This window comes from Hydrogenovibrio marinus, assembly GCF_013340845.1.
Taxonomy (GTDB): domain Bacteria; phylum Pseudomonadota; class Gammaproteobacteria; order Thiomicrospirales; family Thiomicrospiraceae; genus Hydrogenovibrio; species Hydrogenovibrio marinus.
Genome location: NZ_AP020335.1, coordinates 534,078 through 555,456, shown reverse-complemented (window position 1 = coordinate 555,456; position 21,379 = coordinate 534,078). Strand labels below are relative to the sequence as shown.

19 protein-coding genes are annotated in these 21,379 nt (G+C 46.2%); 10 read left to right on the top strand and 9 right to left on the bottom strand.

Annotated elements, in window-relative coordinates:
• Window positions 1-10: 10 nt before the first annotated feature.
• From HVMH_RS02590 to efp, 3 genes are all read right to left on the bottom strand, one after another.
• Window positions 11-652, bottom strand: a complete 642-nt coding sequence (locus HVMH_RS02590) for a glutathione S-transferase N-terminal domain-containing protein (protein WP_029907602.1) — start codon at window positions 650-652, stop codon at window positions 11-13.
• Window positions 653-793: 141 nt separating this feature from the next.
• Window positions 794-1,759 (bottom strand): EF-P lysine aminoacylase EpmA, encoded by a 966-nt coding sequence (gene epmA, locus HVMH_RS02585; protein WP_029907600.1) that lies wholly within the window; start codon window positions 1,757-1,759, stop codon window positions 794-796.
• Window positions 1,760-2,326, bottom strand: coding sequence for an elongation factor P (efp, locus tag HVMH_RS02580; RefSeq protein WP_029907598.1), 567 nt, complete (start codon window positions 2,324-2,326; stop codon window positions 1,760-1,762).
• 177 nt (window positions 2,327-2,503) lie between these two features.
• Here efp and epmB point away from each other — a divergent pair, with 177 nt between their 5' ends.
• The 4 genes from epmB (at window position 2,504) to HVMH_RS02560 (ending at window position 7,355) form a co-directional block, all read left to right on the top strand.
• Window positions 2,504-3,463: an EF-P beta-lysylation protein EpmB gene (gene epmB, locus HVMH_RS02575; RefSeq protein WP_155837709.1), complete on the top strand. Its 960-nt coding sequence runs from the start codon at window positions 2,504-2,506 to the stop codon at window positions 3,461-3,463.
• Window positions 3,464-3,505: 42 nt separating this feature from the next.
• Window positions 3,506-5,056, top strand: a complete 1,551-nt coding sequence (locus tag HVMH_RS02570) for an ArnT family glycosyltransferase (RefSeq protein ID WP_029907594.1) — start codon at window positions 3,506-3,508, stop codon at window positions 5,054-5,056.
• 120 nt (window positions 5,057-5,176) lie between these two features.
• Window positions 5,177-6,085, top strand: a complete 909-nt coding sequence (locus HVMH_RS02565) for a lysylphosphatidylglycerol synthase transmembrane domain-containing protein (RefSeq protein WP_029907593.1) — start codon at window positions 5,177-5,179, stop codon at window positions 6,083-6,085.
• A gap of 67 nt (window positions 6,086-6,152) precedes the next feature.
• On the top strand, window positions 6,153-7,355 hold the full coding sequence (locus HVMH_RS02560; RefSeq protein WP_232087791.1) for a glycosyltransferase family 9 protein: 1,203 nt from the start codon (window positions 6,153-6,155) through the stop codon (window positions 7,353-7,355).
• A gap of 63 nt (window positions 7,356-7,418) precedes the next feature.
• Here the strand turns inward: HVMH_RS02560 and lptG are convergent, their stop codons facing one another.
• The gene (lptG, locus tag HVMH_RS02555) at window positions 7,419-8,543 is read right to left on the bottom strand and encodes an LPS export ABC transporter permease LptG (protein ID WP_029907588.1); all 1,125 of its coding nucleotides are present in this window, start codon (window positions 8,541-8,543) and stop codon (window positions 7,419-7,421) included.
• Between the two features lie 4 nt (window positions 8,544-8,547).
• Window positions 8,548-9,666: an LPS export ABC transporter permease LptF gene (gene lptF / locus HVMH_RS02550; RefSeq protein ID WP_051623160.1), complete on the bottom strand. Its 1,119-nt coding sequence runs from the start codon at window positions 9,664-9,666 to the stop codon at window positions 8,548-8,550.
• Between the two features lie 131 nt (window positions 9,667-9,797).
• Between lptF and HVMH_RS02545 the strand changes: the two genes are divergently transcribed.
• The 5 genes from HVMH_RS02545 to HVMH_RS02525 are packed head-to-tail and all read left to right on the top strand — an operon-like array spanning window position 9,798 to window position 14,934.
• Window positions 9,798-11,279, top strand: a complete 1,482-nt coding sequence (locus tag HVMH_RS02545; RefSeq protein WP_029907583.1) for a leucyl aminopeptidase — start codon at window positions 9,798-9,800, stop codon at window positions 11,277-11,279.
• Between the two features lie 32 nt (window positions 11,280-11,311).
• Entirely contained in the window at window positions 11,312-11,770 is a 459-nt protein-coding gene (locus HVMH_RS02540; protein WP_035629133.1) for a DNA polymerase III subunit chi, read from the top strand.
• Window positions 11,771-11,809: 39 nt separating this feature from the next.
• Window positions 11,810-12,847 carry a type IV pilus twitching motility protein PilT gene (locus tag HVMH_RS02535; protein WP_029907579.1) on the top strand — a complete coding sequence of 346 codons (1,038 nt, stop codon included), beginning with the start codon at window positions 11,810-11,812 and terminating at the stop codon, window positions 12,845-12,847.
• A 4-nt stretch (window positions 12,848-12,851) separates the two neighbouring features.
• Window positions 12,852-14,003, top strand: a complete 1,152-nt coding sequence (locus tag HVMH_RS02530; RefSeq protein ID WP_051623159.1) for a PilT/PilU family type 4a pilus ATPase — start codon at window positions 12,852-12,854, stop codon at window positions 14,001-14,003.
• A 4-nt stretch (window positions 14,004-14,007) separates the two neighbouring features.
• Window positions 14,008-14,934, top strand: coding sequence for a M14 family zinc carboxypeptidase (locus tag HVMH_RS02525; protein ID WP_035629127.1), 927 nt, complete (start codon window positions 14,008-14,010; stop codon window positions 14,932-14,934).
• A 137-nt stretch (window positions 14,935-15,071) separates the two neighbouring features.
• Here the strand turns inward: HVMH_RS02525 and HVMH_RS02520 are convergent, their stop codons facing one another.
• The 3 genes from HVMH_RS02520 to uvrB form a co-directional block, all read right to left on the bottom strand.
• Window positions 15,072-16,223: a L,D-transpeptidase family protein gene (locus tag HVMH_RS02520; RefSeq protein WP_051623158.1), complete on the bottom strand. Its 1,152-nt coding sequence runs from the start codon at window positions 16,221-16,223 to the stop codon at window positions 15,072-15,074.
• The gene (locus tag HVMH_RS02515) at window positions 16,216-17,052 is read right to left on the bottom strand and encodes a L,D-transpeptidase Cds6 family protein (RefSeq protein ID WP_155837708.1); all 837 of its coding nucleotides are present in this window, start codon (window positions 17,050-17,052) and stop codon (window positions 16,216-16,218) included. The genes HVMH_RS02520 and HVMH_RS02515 overlap by 8 nt, the downstream gene beginning before the upstream one ends.
• Before the next feature lie 105 nt (window positions 17,053-17,157).
• Window positions 17,158-19,194 (bottom strand): excinuclease ABC subunit UvrB, encoded by a 2,037-nt coding sequence (gene uvrB, locus HVMH_RS02510; RefSeq protein WP_029907569.1) that lies wholly within the window; start codon window positions 19,192-19,194, stop codon window positions 17,158-17,160.
• Window positions 19,195-19,452: 258 nt separating this feature from the next.
• Here uvrB and HVMH_RS02505 point away from each other — a divergent pair, with 258 nt between their 5' ends.
• A complete protein-coding gene (locus tag HVMH_RS02505; RefSeq protein ID WP_029907567.1) occupies window positions 19,453-20,643 on the top strand; it encodes a pyridoxal phosphate-dependent aminotransferase in 1,191 nt (396 codons plus the stop codon).
• Window positions 20,644-20,814: 171 nt separating this feature from the next.
• Here the strand turns inward: HVMH_RS02505 and nudE are convergent, their stop codons facing one another.
• Window positions 20,815-21,375 carry an ADP compounds hydrolase NudE gene (gene nudE / locus HVMH_RS02500; RefSeq protein WP_029907565.1) on the bottom strand — a complete coding sequence of 187 codons (561 nt, stop codon included), beginning with the start codon at window positions 21,373-21,375 and terminating at the stop codon, window positions 20,815-20,817.
• Window positions 21,376-21,379: the final 4 nt, after the last annotated feature.

The following is a 21,379-nucleotide window of genomic DNA, read 5'->3' as shown; positions in this document are numbered from 1 at the left end:
CGACACTCGCTTAAACCACGTCTCTCATATCCAACTCATCGTCGGACAAAGATTCCATAAAGACTTCTCGAGACAAGACTTTATTAGCGTAATCCGTAATCGGTTTCGCTGACTTAGGTAGCTCAATACCTAGGTAAGGTAAACGCCACATCAACACTGCCAAGCTGATATCCACCAAAGAATATTCTTCATTTAAGAAAAATGGCTGATGCTCGAAAACAGGAATCATTTGAATTAACCTTTCCTGCAGGTTTCGGCGTGCCGCTTTGACTTCTTTCTCGTCTTGGCTACTTTGAATGGTTTCTACCAATGGATACCACTCAACTTCGATTTGACGAAGCATTTGACGTGAACGGGCTTTAGAAATCGGGTCAACAGACATCAATGGTGGGTGTGGGAAACGCTCATCCAAATATTCGATAATGACTTGTGGATCGTAAAGTACCAACTCACGGTCAACCAAAGTCGGTAGCGTTCCATAAGGATTGAGTTCCATCAAGTCTTCCGGCATGCCTTCTTCAAGGTTCACTTCAACGATATCCATCGGGATATCCTTTTCTTTTGCCATTAAGCGCACGCGGTGAGAGCTTGGGCCTTTTGGGTCTGAAAACAGGGTCATCACCGAACGTTGAACCATTGACAAATCTGACATACTTTTTAACTCCACATTGAATCTATTTACGATAAGGTTTATTTATTATACCTTGGCTGTCAAGTCCTCTATCTTCGATGCCATTATCGACCGTTTAGACTGAAAAAGACTGGATAAACTCTGAAAAAGAGTCTTTATACATCAAGCGTCAAGTGCGCCGAAAGCAAGCACATCCGACAAATTTTGCTTGCCTTGGGACAAGGCAAACAAACGATCAAAACCCATTGCCACGCCGGAACAGTCCGGCAGCCCCATTGAGGATAAAGCGTGTAATAAGGCCTCATCAACCGGCACTTCAGCCAAACCGTTTTGGCGGCGTAAGGCTTGATTCGCTTCAAAGCGTTGACGGTAGGCATCGGCATCCTGCAGCTCATGGTAACCATTAGCCAGCTCCATACCTTGGTAAAAAATCTCGAAACGCTCCGCGGTCAAATCATTATCTGGCGAAATGCGCGCTAATGAAGCATCCCTTGCCGGGAAATGCATCAGACAAGTCAACTGACCCTGCCCCAATTGCGGTTCGATGACTTCGGTCAACACCAACTGCTCCCAAAGCGGTTTATCATCGGCATCAACGCCGATAATTTCAGAAACATTGTTTTGCTTTAAGCACTGTAGACAAACTTCGGCAGAGGCATGGTGAATATCTGCTATCCCCGCAAAGCGCTCAAATGCCTGTTGGTAGGTCATGATTTCCGTTGACACTTCGCCGAGTAACTGTTGAGCGACTGCAAAGGTTTCTGCAATCATATCTTTCAAACAATAATCTAAACGATACCATTCAATCATGGTGAATTCCGGTTGATGCCGAGGGCTCAAGTCCCCATTTCGGAAAACCTTACCGAGATAATAGATATCCCCTATACCTTCACACAACAAACGCTTCATCGGGTATTCAGGGGAAGTATGCAAATAATAGGTTAGTTGTTGCCCGACATTTGGCAAATCAACGCTCGTTTGCAATGAAGACAAGTGTACATCCGGTACTGCCGCACGAGATAAAATGGGGGTATCCACTTCGATGACATTTCGCGCATAAAAAAACGCCCGGAGCTTATGCAAAGCATCCGAGCGTTTTTTCAAGATGTCGATTTTGCGAGAAATCACTTATTTCGCACGAGAAACGTATTCGCCCGTTTCGGTATTACAAATGACTTTCTCACCGATAGTGATGAACAAAGGAACTTGTACAACCGCCCCTGTAGACAAGGTTGCAGGTTTTCCACCTGTTCCCGCCGTATCCCCTTTCAGACCGGGATCGGTATCAGTCACTTCCAACACAACTTGCTTAGGTGGTTTAACCGCGATCGGGTCACCATTCCAAAGTGTTACTGTGCAAGTATCTTGCTCAACCAACCATTTTTCCATATCAGCGACTGCTGCTGAGCCCGCTTGATATTGCTCAAATGAAGAAGGGTCCATGAAATGCCAAAATTCACCATCGTTATAAAGGTATTGCAAATCGGTATCGATAACATCAGCACCTTCAACCTTTTCGCCGGACTTGAAAGTGTTTTCCAATACTTTACCGGTAATCAAGTTACGGTATTTTACGCGGTTGAACGATTGGCCTTTACCTGGCTGCACGATTGTATTGTCAATAATGGTACAAGGCTGACCATCCATTAAAAACTTCAAACCGTTTTTGAATTCACTTGTGCTAATACTAGCCATATTTCACCTATTTGATTGTCATGATATTGTGAGGCGATTTAAACCCGCGCCGCCGATTGGATTTGCGCTTACCGCTAAAACCTCTAAAATAAGCGGCATATTTTAACTTATGCGTCGTCTAATGGGCAATCGCTGACTTTCACATAATGCCAAACATCTTCTTAGCCACATAACATCATGATTATTCAACGATTAGACGAACTTGCCGCCCAGATAGACATTCCATTGGAAATCCTGCAACGAAAAACGCTCAACTCCGATTTCAAACTGAAAGTACCAATGCATTTCGCGCAGCAAATCGAAAAAGGCAATCTTGACGATCCATTGCTCCGCCAAATACTGCCTAGCATTGAAGAAGCGCAAACCGCCGTAGGTTTTTCACAAGACCCGGTGGGGGATTTAAAAGCCAACCCAACTGAAAGCCTGTTGCATAAATATGAAGGTAGAGCCTTGCTGATTACCAGCCCGCAGTGCGACATCCACTGCCGTTACTGCTTTCGCCGACACTTTCCTTATGAACAGGCGAAAAAACGTCATTGGCAACAGGCGCTTGAGCTCTTAGCGACCGACTCTTCCATCCACGAAATCATATTGAGTGGCGGCGATCCACTGACGTTATCTGAAGCCGGACTGATAGACTTGCTCCATCAACTGGAACAAATTCCGCACTTGGAAACCCTGCGCATCCACAGTCGCACCCCCGTAGTCGCTCCAAATCGAGCGAACATGAAAAATTGGCTGGCGGTGCTCAATGCCTCACGTTTCAACAAGGTGTTGGTCGTTCATTGCAACCACCCTAACGAACTGAGCGATGAAACGCATCAAACATTCCAGCTCTATCGCGATGTAGGCGTTACACTGTTAAACCAATGCGTTCTGTTAAAAGGCGTCAATGACTCTGCCGGTACTTTAAAGCGATTAAGCAAAAAGCTTTTTTCACAAGGCGTATTACCTTATTATTGTCATCTACTGGATAGGGTCGAGGGCGCCGCGCACTTTGAAGTGGACACAACCCCAACCTGGCAGATTTTCGAAACGCTCCGCAAAGAATTACCGGGGTATCTTGTGCCGAAACTGGTGCGAGAAATCGCTGGAGAGCCCTATAAGACGCCAATATATGAAAACGCCGATACATGAAACCTTGTTAGCAGACGCTATCAACCAAACATAATCAAACCCATGCAAAATCCATTTTACCGACACAACCTCCATCACAACCCGGCATACGGCTATGCATTGCTATTGATTGTGGCGATGACCGCTTGGCATTTGGTTCTGGCTGGTCGAGTGAACTTAAGTGTCGATGAAGCCCACTATGCGCTTTATGGGCTGAAACTGGATTGGAGTTATTTCGACCATCCGCCGATGGTCGGCTGGTTGAATGCAATTGTCTCCCATTTTTCGCATAGCGATTTCGGGCTGCGTATCATCCCCATCACCTTTTTCGCCGCCTCTAACTTTGTACTCTACCACTTAGCCTGTCGCTTATACCCAAGTTTCCGTTGGGTAGGGTTCTGGGCGCTAATGTTGGTCAACTCGGCTTTTATGTTTGAGTTGCTTGCCACCTCCATGCTGCCAGACACGCCGTTGATGTTTGCAAGCCTAATGGTTGTCTGGCAACTGCTGAACCTCCGTGATGCAACTGAACAACGCATTCCAACTTTAAAATATTGGCTATGGCTCGGCTTCTGGATAGGGTTTGCCGGACTCTCAAAATATACTTCTGTCATTTTGGTGGTCTCGTTGATATTGGTCGTACTGATGGAACGCCGCTGGAACTGGTTAACTGACAAAGGTCTTTGGCTTGCTGTTGTTTTAGCAGGCATCATGATTACCCCAGTGCTTTACTGGAACGCCACTCATGACTGGATTTCTTTCCTCTATCAAATTCACCATGGTACCCACAACCAGGATTGGTCTTGGACAAGGGTCATCAGCACGCAGCTGGCACAATTTGGTCTATATACCCCAACACTTTATTTAATGGGGCTTTGGCTGATGCTAACTGCATGGTTGTCGCATTCACCTTCGAATAAACTGCTCGCCGCCTTTTCACTACCGACAATCCTTCTGTTTGCCATGAATTCCGGCTATGAAATGAGTCTGCCGCATTGGACCCAATTGGCTTGGTTATTTATCGCGCCCGCCGTCGCTTTTTGGGCGTGGCAACACTGGACATCGAAGCTTCTGCGTTGGTTTGTTTATTTTTTCAGTGGTCTCAGCCTAGTATTGGCAATCCTACTCAACACACAGCTTTACAGCCCATGGATGCCTTTTAAATCTAAAGACAATCCCGTTCGCGACTTGCACGGGTGGCAGCTCGCCATAATAGAAGCCAAGGCACTACAAAAACAACATGGCAACGCCCCACTCTTCGCTGCTAACTGGACACAAGCAAGCCGCATCGCCTGGTATGCTTACCCGCAGCCGGTTTATGTCACCGACAACCGTTTCGACCAATTTGACCTCTGGTTCGGCAACCCGAAAGCAAATAGCGATGGTATCGTTATCGTCCCTGACTACGAAAGTAAAACACTGAAGCTAAACGAATCAGGACACTTCAAAACCTGTCAGCTGGAAAAAACCTTACCGATAGAAGCGCATAATCACATCATCGTTACCTATCGATTGTTCTACTGCCAAGGCTTTCAGGAACCGGTTTATGCTGGTTGGGCTGCGCAACTACCTAGTGTGCAAAAAGCTATTCGACAAGAGTCTCCAAAACCCTAAATAGGCATGAATAGAATACTTTAGCGAGGAATTCTATCAACCCGGTCTCTATTTTTGCGATAATACTCGACTGTTATTCACATCCACACACAAAAACACCAAAACGGCTTGGAGACACTTTTGGGCAATATCATTAAACTGCTTTTATCTGCCGCCATTATCGGGTTTATCTTTTATAAGTTTGAAATGAGCAGCGTGCTTAGCACCATCTTATCCGCCGATATCGGATTACTAGTCGCCGCGCTTTTCATGCAGATTCTTAGCCAGAGTGTTGCCGCATATCGTTGGTCTCTCATCATGGGGTTGCTGAAATTTGATCACCCGTTTTCCTTCTACTTCCGAAGTTACTTCAAAGGCAGTCTGTTCAACCAAGTATTACCAACCAGTATCGGCGGGGATGCCTACCGAATTGCAGAAGTCTCTACCAGCGGCGGCCTAGTGAAAGAAGCTTTCTACGGCGTATTTATTGACCGTATTGTCGGTTTGGTCGGTTTGTTATTGCTGAACTTGGCGGCAAACCTGATTGAAAACAATCTACTCCCAGACGAGGTTTTTTGGAGCATCAACATTGTATTGATCTTAGGTATCGTCGGTTTAGTGGTGCTATTATTGATTCGCAAAGTGACTTTGTTCGACCGCTACAAAATCACCCGTTTGTTTTATCAGTTATCAAATCGTTTCCGATTTATTTATAGGACTCCGAAACGTATTAGTCAGCAAATGGGGTTGTCGGTTTTGACGCATTTATTGTCTATGGTTTGTATTTTCGGCATCGGTCACAGCGTGGGCATCAATGAGCCGCTGGTCACTTATCTGGTATTGATTCCGCCAGCTATCTTACTGACCATCCTACCGATTTCTTTTGCGGGCTGGGGGGTTCGTGAAGGTGCTTTGGTTGCCCTTTTCCTACTGATCGGTGTTGACCAGACCCAAGTCCTGGCCATGTCTCTGCTTTATGGTTTCATTTTGATTTTGAGTGCCTTACCAGGGCTATACTATTACCTAAAAAGTAAACATAAGTTTTTATAACGCATTCTTGCCATATATAATGCTTCACATAAGAAATTAGAGAGCTCTTGCGAAAATGAATGTTGATATGATGCGCAAAGTGGATCACCATGTTGGAATTCCACTCACATTTTTAGCAACTTATTGGTTGAAGCTGATTCACTGGCTTACCAGACAAAAGCCTGTCACGCCAAAAAACATCCTATTTGTCGAGCTGTCAGAGATGGGTAGCACCATCATCGCCGACCCGGCAATGAAGCGTGCTCAAAAACATTTCAACGCCAATCTGTTCTTTGTCATCTTCAAAAAGAACAAACCTAGCTTGGATTTGCTGAAAACCATTCCTCAAGAAAACATTTTTACCCTTTGCGAAGACAATCTTTTCACCCTGATGCGTGACGCTATCCGCTATTTATTCTGGTGCCGAAAACACAAAATCGATACTGCCATTGACCTTGAATTGTTTTCTCGCGTATCAGCACTATTGACCGGCTTCAGTGGTGCTAACAACCGTGTGGGTTATCACAATTTTCATGGTGAAGGACTTTATCGCGGTGAAATGCTGACCCACAAGGTAAGCTACAACCCTCACATCCATATCGCTAAAAACTTCATCTCATTGATTTATGCGCTAGAAGCAAAAACAGCAGAAGTCCCTTTCGCTAAAGTGCTTATTACAGATGAAGATACCAAGCTTGATCAAGTCACTTTTACTGAAGCAGAACAAGCGCGCATCCATAAACAAATCAAACACTGTCATTTGGATTATGAGCAAGACAAACATCGAATCGTTTTAATCAACCCGAACGCGAGTGACTTGTTGCCACAACGCCGTTGGCCAAAAGCGAACTTCATCGAATTGATGCAGCGCATCTTAAATGACTACCCAGATGTCTTGGTATTGATTACCGGTGCGCCAAACGAGCAACCGGAAGCGGAAGAGCTGAGAAAAGAAGTCAAACACCCACATTGCATTAACTTTGCAGGTCAACTTAAACTGTTGGAAATGCCGATTCTATACACCATCTCCAACTTGATGGTCACGAACGACTCTGGTCCAGGACATTTTTCGTCCATCACACCACTAAAGACTTTTGTATTGTTTGGGCCTGAAACCCCTAAACTGTATGGTTCTCTTGGCAACAGCACCCCAATCTTTGCGGGTCTTGCCTGTTCACCTTGCGTGAGTGCCGCCAACCATCGCAAAACACCTTGCACCGAACCTGTGTGCATGGATGCTATTACTGTCGATACGGTTTACCAACAAGTTAAAATCCAGCTGGACTATTAGTGCCGCCCACAACCTGGTAGATGTTTAATCTCTGCCAGGTTGGGGCTTAAAGAAAACCTTCCCTTACCGCAACCGTCTCATCAAGAACAGCGAAATGACAAACAAAGTCACTGCGGGTAAGAAAGCACCCAAAACCGAAGAGATATGGTAAACCACACTCAGGTTACCGAAGATTTGGTTCAGCAAGTGAAAAGACATCCCAATCAGAATCCCGACAAATACCCTCTGCCCCATGCTGACCTGACGCTGAGATCCGAAAATCAGCGGGAAGACCAGCGACACCATACTGATAATCACCAACGGCATGGCAATCTTCCGCCAAAACGCCAAACGATAGGATTCGGCATCCAAATCATTCTTTTCCAGAAAGTTGATATAACGATATAGATCAATGATCCCCATGTAGCGGGTATCAACATGCAGACTCTGCAAAAGCTCAGGATTCACAGGCAAAGACACTTCCATCGTCTTCAGGTGCTTTTGTTGATAATCCAATTTTTGCCAACTGGTTTTGCCTTGAAGAATCGGTAAATCCGGCAAGGTTTCTTTTTGCCAACCCAGTGAAGTTTCCGTCACACCCGTTAAGCGCCATTGGTGCTCGCTATTGGCAATAAACTCTGCTTTTTTAGCAAAAACCCTTTGTTCCAAACGATCATTTTTCACGGTGTAAAGACTGACATTAAAGAATTGACGCTCTGAAATCACCTTACCGACATGGACAAACACATCCTCATCTTTCATCCAAAAATCTGCGGAGCTTCCGATGGAAAAGTCCCTATTCAGCGCTTCACTTCGCATTTTTTTTGCATAGGCTTCAGCATGCGGGGCGACTGTCTCTCCAATCACCGCAATCACAAACCATAAAATCAACGCGGACTTCATCACCCCCCAAAATACGCGGCGAATCGACCAACCCGTCACACGTAGGATCGTCAGTTCGGCATGGTTTGCCAAACCTCCCAACCCCAACAGCGTACCAATCAACAATGCGACCGGGAAAATCTCATAACCGTAAACGGGAAGCTTCAATAATGTATAGAGCGACCCCATCGCTAAAGTATAGTGGTCATCCAATTTTCCGAGCTGAATCATGAATTCGGAAAATCCGAGGATAATGAGCAACACCATCAATACGATCAAGGTGTAGCTCACCAAAACACGTCCCAAATATCGTTCAATAAGATTCATTGCGCTATTCGCCCTTTGCCGTTACTTTGCGGGTCAGTTTATTTTGCACGTGATGCCATGAAGGAAACTCAAACCAACTGGGCTTGAGACTGCCTTGATACAAGGCAAACGCCAAGAAAAGAATAGGAATCGGCCAGAGACCAATAATCACAGGGAAAGCACCATGCTCCATGGAATCACGCGTCGTCACCAACAACTGGTTGAACACCACATATAGCACCAATGCCAAGAACACCTTGGAAAAACGCCCTTCTCTCGGCGCCGTTTTACTCATCTTTAAGCCAAGCAGTCCCAGAACCACAATCGAAATTGGTGTCACCAAACGCCATTGTAATAACGCTTGGTTCTCCAACGAGGTGGACGACCAAAGCTCAGCGGTTGGAACCTCATATTTCTGTTTTTGTGGCATGGCACCTTGGATTTCCGGCAAAAACCCTTCAAAACGAGCAAAGTCTCGAACGGTAAAGCTATCACCATTCTCCAAGCCTTCATAGCTATGCCCATTGAACAGCACCAGCGCCAGTTTGCCCTCTATCCATTCGAACTTTCCTCTTGGCGCGACCATCAACACATCACGATCTTCGTTATTCAAGCGCACCCAAACCGACTGTAATTGTTTGTCGTCGGTAATGGATTTGGCATAAAAAACACCTTCACCATTCGGCAATTCATTAAATTTTCCGGGAGTCAGCAGCGCCAACGGCGTTGCCGTCTGGGTTTCTAGCATCAAGAGTCTTTCGTGCTTGAAGCTCCAAGGCGTGACATATAAGGTAATCCATGCGGTCACTAGCGCAAGCGGCAACAAAAACCAAAATACCCTTTTCTGGAAATAACCGGGCGAGATGCCGCAACTGTTCAGCACCACCATTTCCTGGTCTTGATACAGGCGGCCAATTGACAGCATCACCGATAACAACGCAACGAGTGGCAAAATTACTTCCAACGCAGGCGGCATTTTATACATTAGTGCGCGTAGGACTGCAGATGGTGCGATTTCACCATCGACCGCTACCGCCAACAACTTGGTGGCTTCGGTTCCGAAAGTAATTAACGACAACACCAAAAATACGGCAAAAAAGGTTGCGTACAATTCTTTATAGAGATACTTATCAAGTATTCGCAAAAAACACCGCCAAACGCTAGAATAGATGAATAAAATGATTAATGGCAAAATTATACCTTAATCCCAGAAATAATCATGATAGTGACTGTCTTGCACAGTAAATATCAAACAAAGAAAGGCTATTGGATTCCATGAAACATATCGACTTCACTCTTCAATCCTCTGCTGACAGTGCAGACTTCGACACTTTATTGTTACCGGTTTTTGATGATGGTTCCGTACCGGAATCCGCTGCATACTGGGATCTGACTGACTTGGTAAACAAGTTGGTGGAACAAGGAGACTTTGCAGGAAAGTCGGGAGAAAGCCTGATGCTGTTCGACCAAAAAGGCTTTTCCCGTATTTGTTTGATTGGTTTTGGTACACCGGAAAAATTGACCGAAAAATCTCTGACCGAAACGGCAGATGCCATGGCAAAAGCCATCACCAAATCCGGTGCGACCAACCTGCTTAGCCTTGCAGGAAGTGTGTTCTCAGATAAAATCAACCAAGCGGGCGTGCTTTACCACCTGACACTGGCAACCCAAAAAAGCCTTTATGAATATACTCATGTCAGCCGTAGTGCCGAGTTCAAGCCTAAAGAAGTTCGTTTAGAAAAAGTCACCTACATGATTAACGCTCGTGATGAATGGCAAGCAAAAATCAACCAAGCACAAGCTACTGCTGAAGGGATGGCAGTCACTCAAGAATTGGCAAACATGCCGAGTAACTTCTGTACCCCTTCCTATTTGGCGGAAACCGCAAAACAAATGGCGAAGGACTACGACTTTGACTGCAACATTCTTGAAAGAGAACAAATGATCAATATGGGCATGGGTTCATTCATGGCGGTTGCACAAGGTTCCATCACACCACCAAAAATGATTTGTTTATCCTACCAAGGTGCCGATAAATCCCAGGCACCTATTGCGCTAGTCGGTAAAGGTGTGACCTTTGATACGGGTGGTATTTCTTTGAAACCTGGCGCTGCCATGGATGAAATGAAATACGACATGGGAGGCGCCGCGACCGTATTAGGTGTATTCGAGGCATTAGGTCGCCTTAAGCCTGAAATCAACGTTGTCGGTGTCATTCCGGCAACTGAAAACATGCCATCAGGCAATGCCATCAAACCAGGTGATGTGGTCACTTCCCTTTCCGGTCAAACCATCGAGATCCTTAATACCGATGCCGAAGGGCGCTTGATTTTGTGTGATGCTTTAACCTATGCACAACAAACGTACAAACCAAGTAAAATCATCGACATGGCGACTTTGACCGGCGCTTGTATTATCGCGCTAGGACACCATATCTCTGCGGTTCTAGGTAATGATCAAGACTTGGTGGATGCGCTACTTAAAGCCAGCCAAACAACTTATGATCGCTTCTGGCAACTACCCCTGAGCGAAGAATATGACGAACAGTTGAAATCAAACTTCGCTGACATGGCGAATATCGGTGGTCGTCCGGCAGGCACCATTACCGCCGCGCAATTCCTTGCGCGCTTTACCAAAGACATTGATTGGGCGCACTTGGATATCGCCGGCACTGCTTGGACAAGCGGCAGCAACAAAGGCGCAACGGGTCGTCCGGTTCCAGCATTGGTTGAATACCTGCTAGAACAAGTACATTAAGCCTACACGCGCTAAACTGAGACAACTAAAACATGTCACAACAGACAGGAATGCAAAGCGACAGCCAAGACGTACTTTTCTACGTCTTGGAAAGCGCTGAAACCGCACAAAGAGATGCTTTCATCACCAAGTTGGTGAACAAAATTTACAGCGAAAACCGCCTATGTGATATTCGCTGTGGCGATGATCAGGAAACTCAACGCCTTGACCTCGCTCTGTGGCAATTTCGTCCGGAAGCCTTTATCCCTCATGCAATCGCTTTGGAAGTTTCTGCACCGATACAACTTTGGGTTCAGCAGGTTTCCGAACCCTGCGAAGATGTCCTGCTCAACCTTCACACCGACTTTGCCGATGACTTCCAGCAATACGCCCGAACCATTGAAGTGTTGGATCAATCCGAGGCTTTGATCGAAAGAGGTCGTGAGCGCTGGCGGCAATATAAAGCCTTGGGAATTGAACCGACCATTCACAAAATTCCTGCTTCAAAATAAGACCCCATAAATAAAGGCTACCTATAAAGGCACAACGCAATGGATATTACCCAACTTTTAGAATTTTCCGTCCAACAAAGCGCCTCTGACCTGCACCTTTCATCAGGCATGCCACCCATGTTGCGAAAAGATGGCGATATCCAAAAACTCGATACTGAGCATTTAACCGACGAATCCGTCAAATCGTTGGTATATGAGGTGATGAACGACCTCCAACGCAAACAGTTTGAAGAATACTTGGAAGTCGACTTCTCTTTTGAGCTGCCGAATGTTGCGCGCTTCCGCGTCAACGTTTTCCAACAGAATCGTGGACTGGGCGCTGTTTTTCGTACCATCCCTAGCACCGTGTTGTCACTGGATGCCATCCATGCGCCGGAAATATTCAAGAGCATTGCACAGATGCCACGAGGACTGGTGTTGGTGACAGGGCCGACCGGCTCAGGGAAATCGACAACATTGGCTGCAATGGTCGACTACATCAACGCCACGGAAAATGTGCACATCCTGACCATTGAAGACCCTATTGAATTCGTTCACCAATCCAAGAATGCCTTAATCAATCAACGGGAAGTACATCGCGACACCAAAAGTTTCAGCAATGCATTGCGCTCGGCACTGCGTGAAGACCCCGATGTTATCTTGGTCGGAGAGCTACGCGACCTGGAAACCATCAGTTTGGCGATGACTGCTGCGGAAACCGGGCACTTGGTGTTCGGCACACTGCACACCAGCTCTGCAGCCAAAACCATTGATCGCATTATTGATATCTTCCCTGCCGAAGAAAAATCCATGGTGCGATCCATGCTCTCTGAATCTCTACAGGCCGTCATTTCACAAACCCTTTTGAAGCGAGTGAACGGTGGTCGTGTTGCTGCCCATGAAATCATGCTCGGCTCCTCGGCAATTCGCAATTTGATTCGTGAAGACAAAGTGCCTCAAATGTATTCGATGATTCAGACCTCAAATAAAGTCGGCATGAAAACATTGGATCAGGATTTGAAGCAATTGGTGAATAACGGCATTATCAGCAAAGATGAAGCGCGCAGTAAAGCCGTCAACAAAGCGGATTTCTTGTAATTTCATGCTGGCAACCAACCCACAAACTCTTTCCCAAATCCAGACACTGCTGTCGGCATTTGTTCAGCAAGGCGGTTCGGATTTGTTCATCACCCAGGGTTGCGCCATCTCCATGAAAAAAGATGGTCAATTGATTCCCATGACACAAGGGGAACTCTCTCCGGATACCTGCAAACAGCTGGTTCTGGGATTAATGACCACCGCACAGCAACAGCAGTTTCTGGCGACTAAAGAAAGCAACTTTGCCTACCGCCTTGCCGATGGCGCTCGTTTTAGGGTTAATGCGTTTTTCCAACAAGGCTATGTCGGCAGCGTTATCCGAATGATTCGCAGTGACATCCCAGACTTCGCAGAGTTGAACCTGCCTGACATACTGACCGAAGTCATTCAGGAAAAGCGTGGGCTCATTCTGTTTGTCGGCGCTACTGGCTCCGGTAAATCAAGCTCTATGGCGAGTTTGATCGATTACCGTAACCACCACTCTCAAGGTCATATCATCACCATTGAAGATCCGATTGAGTTCATCCACCCTCACGGCAAATGCCTGATCACCCAAAGGGAGGTCGGCATTGATACCGACTCTTATGATGAGGCTTTGCAAAATACGCTTCGACAAGCACCCGATGTGATTCAAATCGGTGAAATTCGCACTCAGGAAACCATGGAGCACGCGTTGAATTTTGCGGAAACAGGACACCTGTGTTTGTCGACACTTCATGCGAACAATGCCAATCAAGCCATTGAACGTATCGTCAACTTCTTTCCAGAAGCACGCCGCGCTCAACTGTTGATGGACTTGTCATTGAACTTGAAAGCCATAGTTTCCCAAAGATTGATCCCAAAACAAGATGATGGCCGCATTGCAGCGGTAGAGATTATGCTGAACACACCGCGTATTGCTGATTTGATTTTCAAAGGCAAAATCACCGAACTAAAAGAGGCGATGAAGCAATCTGCCGAACCGGGCATGCAAACCTTTGACCAAGCGTTGTTTACGCTTTACGAAGAAGGGAAAATCAGCTACGAAGACACCCTTCGCAATGCGGACTCCTTGAATGATTTGCGCTTAAAACTCAAATTAGAAAGCCAACGTTTTGCACAGGAAGCCACAAACGAGGATAATACTTCCTCTAACTTAAGCCTTCAGGACTCTTAACTTTATGCGTTTTTCGGTATTCTTTTCACGTTCTATTTTGACGCTAACCGTACTTTTCGGTTCATTACAAGCGGCTTACGCCAAGGCAACCCTACCACAGACTGAAAAGACGACAACAGCAACACCGAAAGAGCAAAAAGATCCAAATCTTGTTATTGAGCATCTGTGTAAAGACTTGTCGAACAAACTTAGAACCATTGATTACCAAGGCTGTCTTTCCCTACACCTTCATGTATCGGACTACTCAGTCAAACACAAGCCTTTGACCACCCGTGAAATCCTCCCCAACAGTGATATTCCACCGAAAGGTAAGATCCTATTTATCGGTGGTATTCATGGAGACGAGTATGCAGCAATCAGTATCACCTACCTCTGGTTGCAGGCCCTGATGAAGCCTGAAAACAAAACGCCCTATCATTGGCTATTTTTACCGGTTGCCAACCCGGACGGACTATTGCAGAAAAACTCCACGCGCATCAACGCACATGGAGTTGACCTAAACCGCAACTTCCCTTCTCCAGATTGGGAAAAGTTGGCGCTTAAGTCATGGAAAAACCACACGCGTTCCAACCCTCGTCGTTACCCGGGTCCCACCCCCAACAGCGAGCCAGAAACTCAATGGATAGTCAAAATCATTAAAGCCTATCGACCAGATGCCATCATTTCCATCCATGCACCTTACGGCTTGCTTGACTACGATGGACCTGAACATGCCCAGCCAAACAAAATCGGACACTTAAAAAGACGTGAGCTTGGAACCTACCCAGGCTCTCTAGGACGTTACGCTGGCGAATACTTGAATATTCCAGTATTGACTCTGGAATTGACATCAGCAGGACGCATGCCGAATGCCAGTGAAATCCACAATATGCTAGATGACTTGGAAGAGTGGGTAAACGATAAGATCAAACAACGCGAAGAAGATATGTAATTCACACCCCCAACCTGGTAGATTTTTGTAACTCGCTGAAAAATCTACCAGGTTGGGGTGGACGAAATTATTTGAAGCGCGGATCTAAAGCCGCTAAATGAGAAAATGCTTAACGGCTGTAATTATAGAGCCCCGTCTTAACGACTGGCTATATTGTAAGCAACTTGCGTCTTTTGAGATGGGCTGGTTTGCTGTACTTTCAACACCAGCTGCCAACCATTTTGATCGGTTGTCTTTTTCCAAAACTGCTCCACCATCTGCTCTCTACCCTTCACATGAGTTGGGAAAGTCACATAGTACATATCCTTTTCCCCAGGGTAGTGGAAGACACCCACTTTCGACCAATCTACTTCATATTCCTGTTGTTCACGCAACCATTCATTGATGCGGCTCAACACCTGTTGTTTGTTATTGGACTGGAGAATTTCCGCGGTGTCGCTTGGCACAGGTAATACTTCCGTTTTAGAGGCGATAATGACTGGCGTTTCCGGTGGTAGACGATAGCGGTCAATCAAATCTGCCATCGCCGGATTGTTCAACACCACACAACCTTTACTCGCCATAGGCGGACGGCTATAGGTTGAGCGAGGCGTACCGTGCAACCAAATACCGGAGCCGGTTCTGCCCAACTGCTTATCCCATTGGTTTGGGTAGTTCAATGTCAAAGCCGCCACACCATAAAGCTCTGGCAACTGGCGGTCAGATAGTTGTTTGACGATTTGGTACACTCCGATTGGCGTTTTCAAATCACCTTTGAACTGCTTACCTGTTCCTTTACGGCCAATGGAAACATAGTAGTTAGCCACTTCATGGTAAGCGCCCGCAGTTTGTTGGTACAGGAACAAACGATGCGCTTCAGAGTTCACAATCACCAAATAAGGCTGCGCGCTCGACTTCAATACAAACTGCCCAAGGATTTCCGACTCGGTCTGATGAGTCAACCCCGTCGCTTGCCAGCGAACCTTAGCTTCTTCGAGTAATGAATGAACTTTCTTTGGATAGGCTTTGCGGTACTCTTGAATCCAACGAGACTTACCGGCTTTAATTGCCAGGAAGTCGGCCTTCATCAATTGCGCCAACTGATATTTTGGATTTTCGTTTGCCAGGGTTTCGATGTGTTGCATCGCCTGATTGAAGGAATAGTCGTGGATAGACTTAAAACCACTCAGCAATTGCGTTTCGGCGCTTTCCGCCATTGCAATCGAAGGCAAAAAGATAGCTCCCGACAAGCAACCGGCGATAAGACGCGCACGCGATGCGCTCAATGAGATTCGCAACCGATTAGTCATAAACCACTTTTTCCTGAATAATCTTCCAGCTTTTGCCCACTTCCTGCCAAACCAGATACTTCTTCACCGAATCCTTAAAACGATTGGAATCGTAGTTCTGAACAAAGCTGACTTGGAACGTATGGTTGGCCAAAGGCACAACTTTTACGTCGTTCAAATGGATTTTAATATATTTTGGACGCTTAAGGCTATTTTCACGGTTTTTCGCCCAATCTTTGTGATTGGTGAACTTATCCGAATGATAGCTATCGTCATAAAAACTCAAGTAAGATTTCACGTCTTTGGAAGACCAAGCGACACGCCAATTCTCCACGCGATTCAACACACGCTGCATGTCTTTCTTCGCTTTTTCCAACTGCGCTTTTTCCGGTGTTTTCACCGTCTCACTCGTTAGCGCAACCCACTTGCCTTTCGGGTAGTTGATTTCAGAAGGCTTGAACACTGACTGATAAGCCAACTGCGCTTGATAAGCGTAAATATCATTCAAGTTCGCCATGATGATGGCGATTTTAGGGTCGGCGTTCAATGCCGATTCCAAATAGTTCTGCGCTTCGGCGTACTTTTTCTCTTTCATCAAAGTCGCCGCCAAATTGTTCGATACCGCCAAGTCGTTCGGATAATCTTTCAGCATTCCTTTCCATAGCTCAATGGCTTTATCAGCACCCTCTTTGGTAGCGGATTGCGCCATTTGTTCAGCTTGAGTAAAACGCGCCGTGTAATCTTTATCACTTTCTTGTGCCAAAGCCACCTGACAGCAAAAAATGCTTATCATCCAGCCAAATACCAAAAACCCGTTTTTCAAATTCCCTTTTCCAATGCTTTCTGACACTTGTTGACCTGTCTAAATTTGTTTTTTTAATTTAATGATTTAACAGCACTTGACGCTTTTTTCTTGTATCTATTTTTGTCTACGCTATTGATTAACCTTACTATTTTAACGTAAATCCCCAACACCGACCATAGAACTTTTCATCTGTTTGATTTCATCTCTTAATTGCGCCGCGGTTTCAAAATCCAAATCTTTCGCCGCTTTAAACATCGTTTTCTCCAATGCCTTAATTTGCGCGGCGATTTGCGCAGGCGTCATCTTCGCCAATGCGGCATGATCATAATCACCCGCCTGCTCTGCAACCTTTTGATTTCCAGCACGTTTCATGCCTTTTGCAGCATAAGGTGAGTCTTCCAGAATATCCGTGACCTTTTTATTCAGTGCCTGCGGCTGGATACCTTTGGCTTCATTATAAGCAATCTGTTTGGCGCGCCGCCTCTCTGTCTCATCGATGGCCTTCTTCATTGAGGCGGTGATCTTATCGGCATAGAGTATCGCTTTCCCGGCGACGTTACGAGCTGCACGACCGATGGTCTGTATCAAAGAACGCTCGGAACGTAGGAAGCCTTCTTTGTCGGCATCCAAAATCGCCACCAAAGACACCTCTGGAATATCCAACCCTTCTCGCAACAGGTTTATCCCGACCAGTACATCAAACTCACCAAGTCTTAAATCACGAATGATTTCAATTCGCTCAACGGTATCAATATCCGAATGCAGATAACGAACACGTACTTGATGATCTTCCAGGTACTCAGTCAAGTTTTCCGCCATACGTTTGGTCAGCGTTGTCACCAAAATGCGGTCGTTATTCTCAACTCTCAGACGAATCTCACCCAACAGGTCATCAACTTGCGTCAAGGCTGGGCGTACTTCTAATACTGGATCAAGCAATCCTGTCGGGCGCACCACCTGCTCAACCACTTTGGATTGATGCTCGGCTTCATAATTGCCGGGCGTCGCACTGACAAAAATGGTTTGCGGTAGGATTTTCTCAAACTCATCGAAACGCATCGGGCGGTTATCCAATGCAGAAGGCAAACGAAAACCATAAGTCACAAGGTTCTCTTTACGAGAACGGTCACCCTTGTACATACCACCGATTTGCGGAATGGTTACGTGACTTTCGTCAATGAACATCAGCGCATTTTTCGGCAAGTAATCCAACAACGTCGGTGGCGGCTCTCCCGCATTTCTACCGGACAAATAGCGTGAGTAGTTTTCAATGCCGGAGCAGTAACCCAGCTCCTGCATCATCTCAATATCCAGTCGTGTACGCTCTTCCAAACGCTGAGCTTCAACCAGTTTATTCAAGCTGCGCAGCTCATCCAACCTGACTTTAAGCTCTTCTTTCACCACGTCAATGGTTTGCAGAATCCGTTCTCTTGGCGTGACATAGTGCGACTTCGGATAAACCGTGATGCGCGACGGACGGCTCAATATCTCCCCTGTCAGAGGGTCGAACCATGCCAGACTTTCCACCTCATCGTCGAAGAGCTCAATGCGCACCGCATACTCTTCCGACTCCGCCGGATAAATATCGATAACATCCCCTCGCACGCGGAAAGTCCCGCGCCAAAGTTCCATATCGTTTCTTGTATATTGCATGGTGGAAAGTTGACGCAGAATATCGCGTTGAGAAATCGGGTCGCCCAAACGCAACTGCAAAATCATCTTGAGGTATTGATCTGGATCACCCAAACCGTAAATTGCCGATACAGTAGCAATCACGATGACATCTTCACGCTCCATCAATGCCTTGGTGGCAGACAAACGCAATTGCTCAATTTGTTCATTGACCGAAGAATCTTTGGCAATGTAAGTGTCGGATGCCGGCACATAGGCTTCTGGTTGGTAGTAGTCGTAGTAGGAAACGAAATACTCCACTGCATTGCTTGGAAAAAAGCCTTTCATCTCACCATACAATTGGGCTGCAAGCGTTTTATTGTGCGCCAGAATAATGGTCGGGCGCTGCACGTTTTCTATGACGTTTGCCATGGTAAAAGTCTTACCAGAGCCCGTCACCCCCAGCAGCGTTTGAAAGGCTTCGCCGTCCTCTAATCCTTCCACCAAACTTGCAATAGCTGTCGGCTGATCTCCGGAAGGTTGATATTGTGATGAAATCTGAAAGCTTTTCGCCATGAAAAAACACTCGTAAACGTCAAAAATTTACTTAAAAAATAAAGCAATTGGTTGTAAAATGTGGGGTGTGCTTTATATACCTAAAACATGTGAACTAGCCATCAAAACTCTTTGCTAAATACTTGTTTCCGCAAAGTATTTAACACAGCATTTTGCCAGTCGAAAAAATTTGGTCAAATTTTGATCTTAAAGTTTGCAAAGCAACGAAATATAACACGAAACTATTCTAGCTAAAAATTTGGATGAGAACCGAAAACAATGCCCTCAAATTCTAGACTGTCTGATCGAGTCAACCGTGTCAAACCTTCCCTTACCCTTGTCATCACCGCAAAAGCAGCAGAACTTCGTCGCGCAGGCCGTAACATTATCAGCCTAGGCGCCGGAGAACCGGATTTCGGAACGCCTGAGCATATTAAAAAAGCGGGTATCGAGGCGATTGAAAAGGAACACACGCGTTACACAGCAGTCGACGGCATTCCAGAGCTGAAAGATGCCATCATCGCCAAATTCAAACGTGACAACGAGCTAGACTTTGAAGCGAACCAAATTCTGGTTTCATCCGGTGGAAAACAAAGTTTCTACAACCTGTGCCAAGGCGTATTGAACGATGGTGATGAAGTCATCATCCCTGCTCCTTACTGGGTATCTTATCCAGATATGGCATTGTTGGCAGGTGGTGAACCCATCATTATCGAAGCGGGCATCGAGCAAGGTTTCAAAATCACCGCGGCGCAATTGGAAGCGGCCATCACCCCAAAAACCAAAATGTTCGTATTGAACAGTCCATCCAACCCGACGGGTGCGGTTTATTCGGCTGAGGAATTGAAAGCCATTGGCGAGGTGTTGAAAAAACATCCGAACATCATTATCGCGTCTGATGACATGTACGAGCATATCTTGTTAACGGATATGCCGTTCACCAACATCCTACAGGTTTCTCCAGAGTTGACGGATCGCACTGTTGTATTAAACGGCGTATCAAAAGCCTACTCAATGACTGGTTGGCGTATCGGTTATGCCGGTGGGCCAGTAGATTTGATTGCTGCAATGCGTAAAGTACAATCGCAAAGCACCTCTAACCCTTGCTCTATTTCGCAGTATGCATCAGTTGAAGCGTTGGATGGCCCACAAGAATGTATCCAAGTGATGTTGACCGAGTTCAAAAAACGTCATGAGTTCGTGGTAGAACGCATCAATCAGATCCCTGGATTCAAGTGTATTCCTGCAGCAGGTGCTTTCTATGCGTTTATGAATGTGAAAGATGCAATGAAGATGAAAGGTTTTTCATCAGATGCCGATTTCGCTACAGCGATTTTGGAAGAAGTGGATGTCGCCGCCGTTCCGGGCTCTGGCTTCGGTTCGGAAGGCTACTTGCGTATCTCTTTTGCCACCAGCATGGAAAACTTGGTTGAAGCACTAAACCGCATCGACCGCTTTATGCAAGCTTAACGCCTACCCCAACCTGGTAGATTTTCTCGCCTTACCCCTTTGGGCGGCGAGTGCTTCGTTTCTCGCCTTACCCCTTTGGGCGGCGAGTGCTTCGTTTCTCGCCTTACCCCTTTGGGCGGCGAGTGCTTCGTTTGATGAAAATCTACCAGGTTGGGGCAATTCAACAGAATCTCAAATAATTCCCTTATAGTTCAGCAGCAGCATCAAAGCCGCATAAGCCCGTCCTTCCGAAAACTCAGGATGACTCAATAACCCCTGCCACTCTTCCAATGGCCAATAAACCACTTCCAAAGGTTCAGGTTCGTCGCCTTCCGCGGTTTGTGGTGTCAGTTCTTCCGCCAGGACAATATGGGTATGGTGTGTCATGTAACCCGCCGCCAAAGTCAGCGAATCCAACAATTCAACCTTTTGCGGGAAATAACCAATCTCCTCCTGACTCTCACGGATAGCCGCTTGTTCCCAACCTTCACCCGCATCGATTTTGCCTTTCGGAAAGCCCAGCTCGTAGCGTTCCACTCCAGCCGCATACTCGCGGATCAGTACCATCTTATCCTCCAATACCGGCACCAATAGCACCGCACCGTTTTTGGAGCTGATGAGTCGCTCGTATTCCACCTCAACGCCATTGGCAAATTGCAACGCCATGGTTTCCACGGTAAAAATCCGCGACTTAACCGTTTCGTTTTTCGCTAAAATACGAGGAAATTGTTCTGAAGGATTTTCGTTTTTCATAATG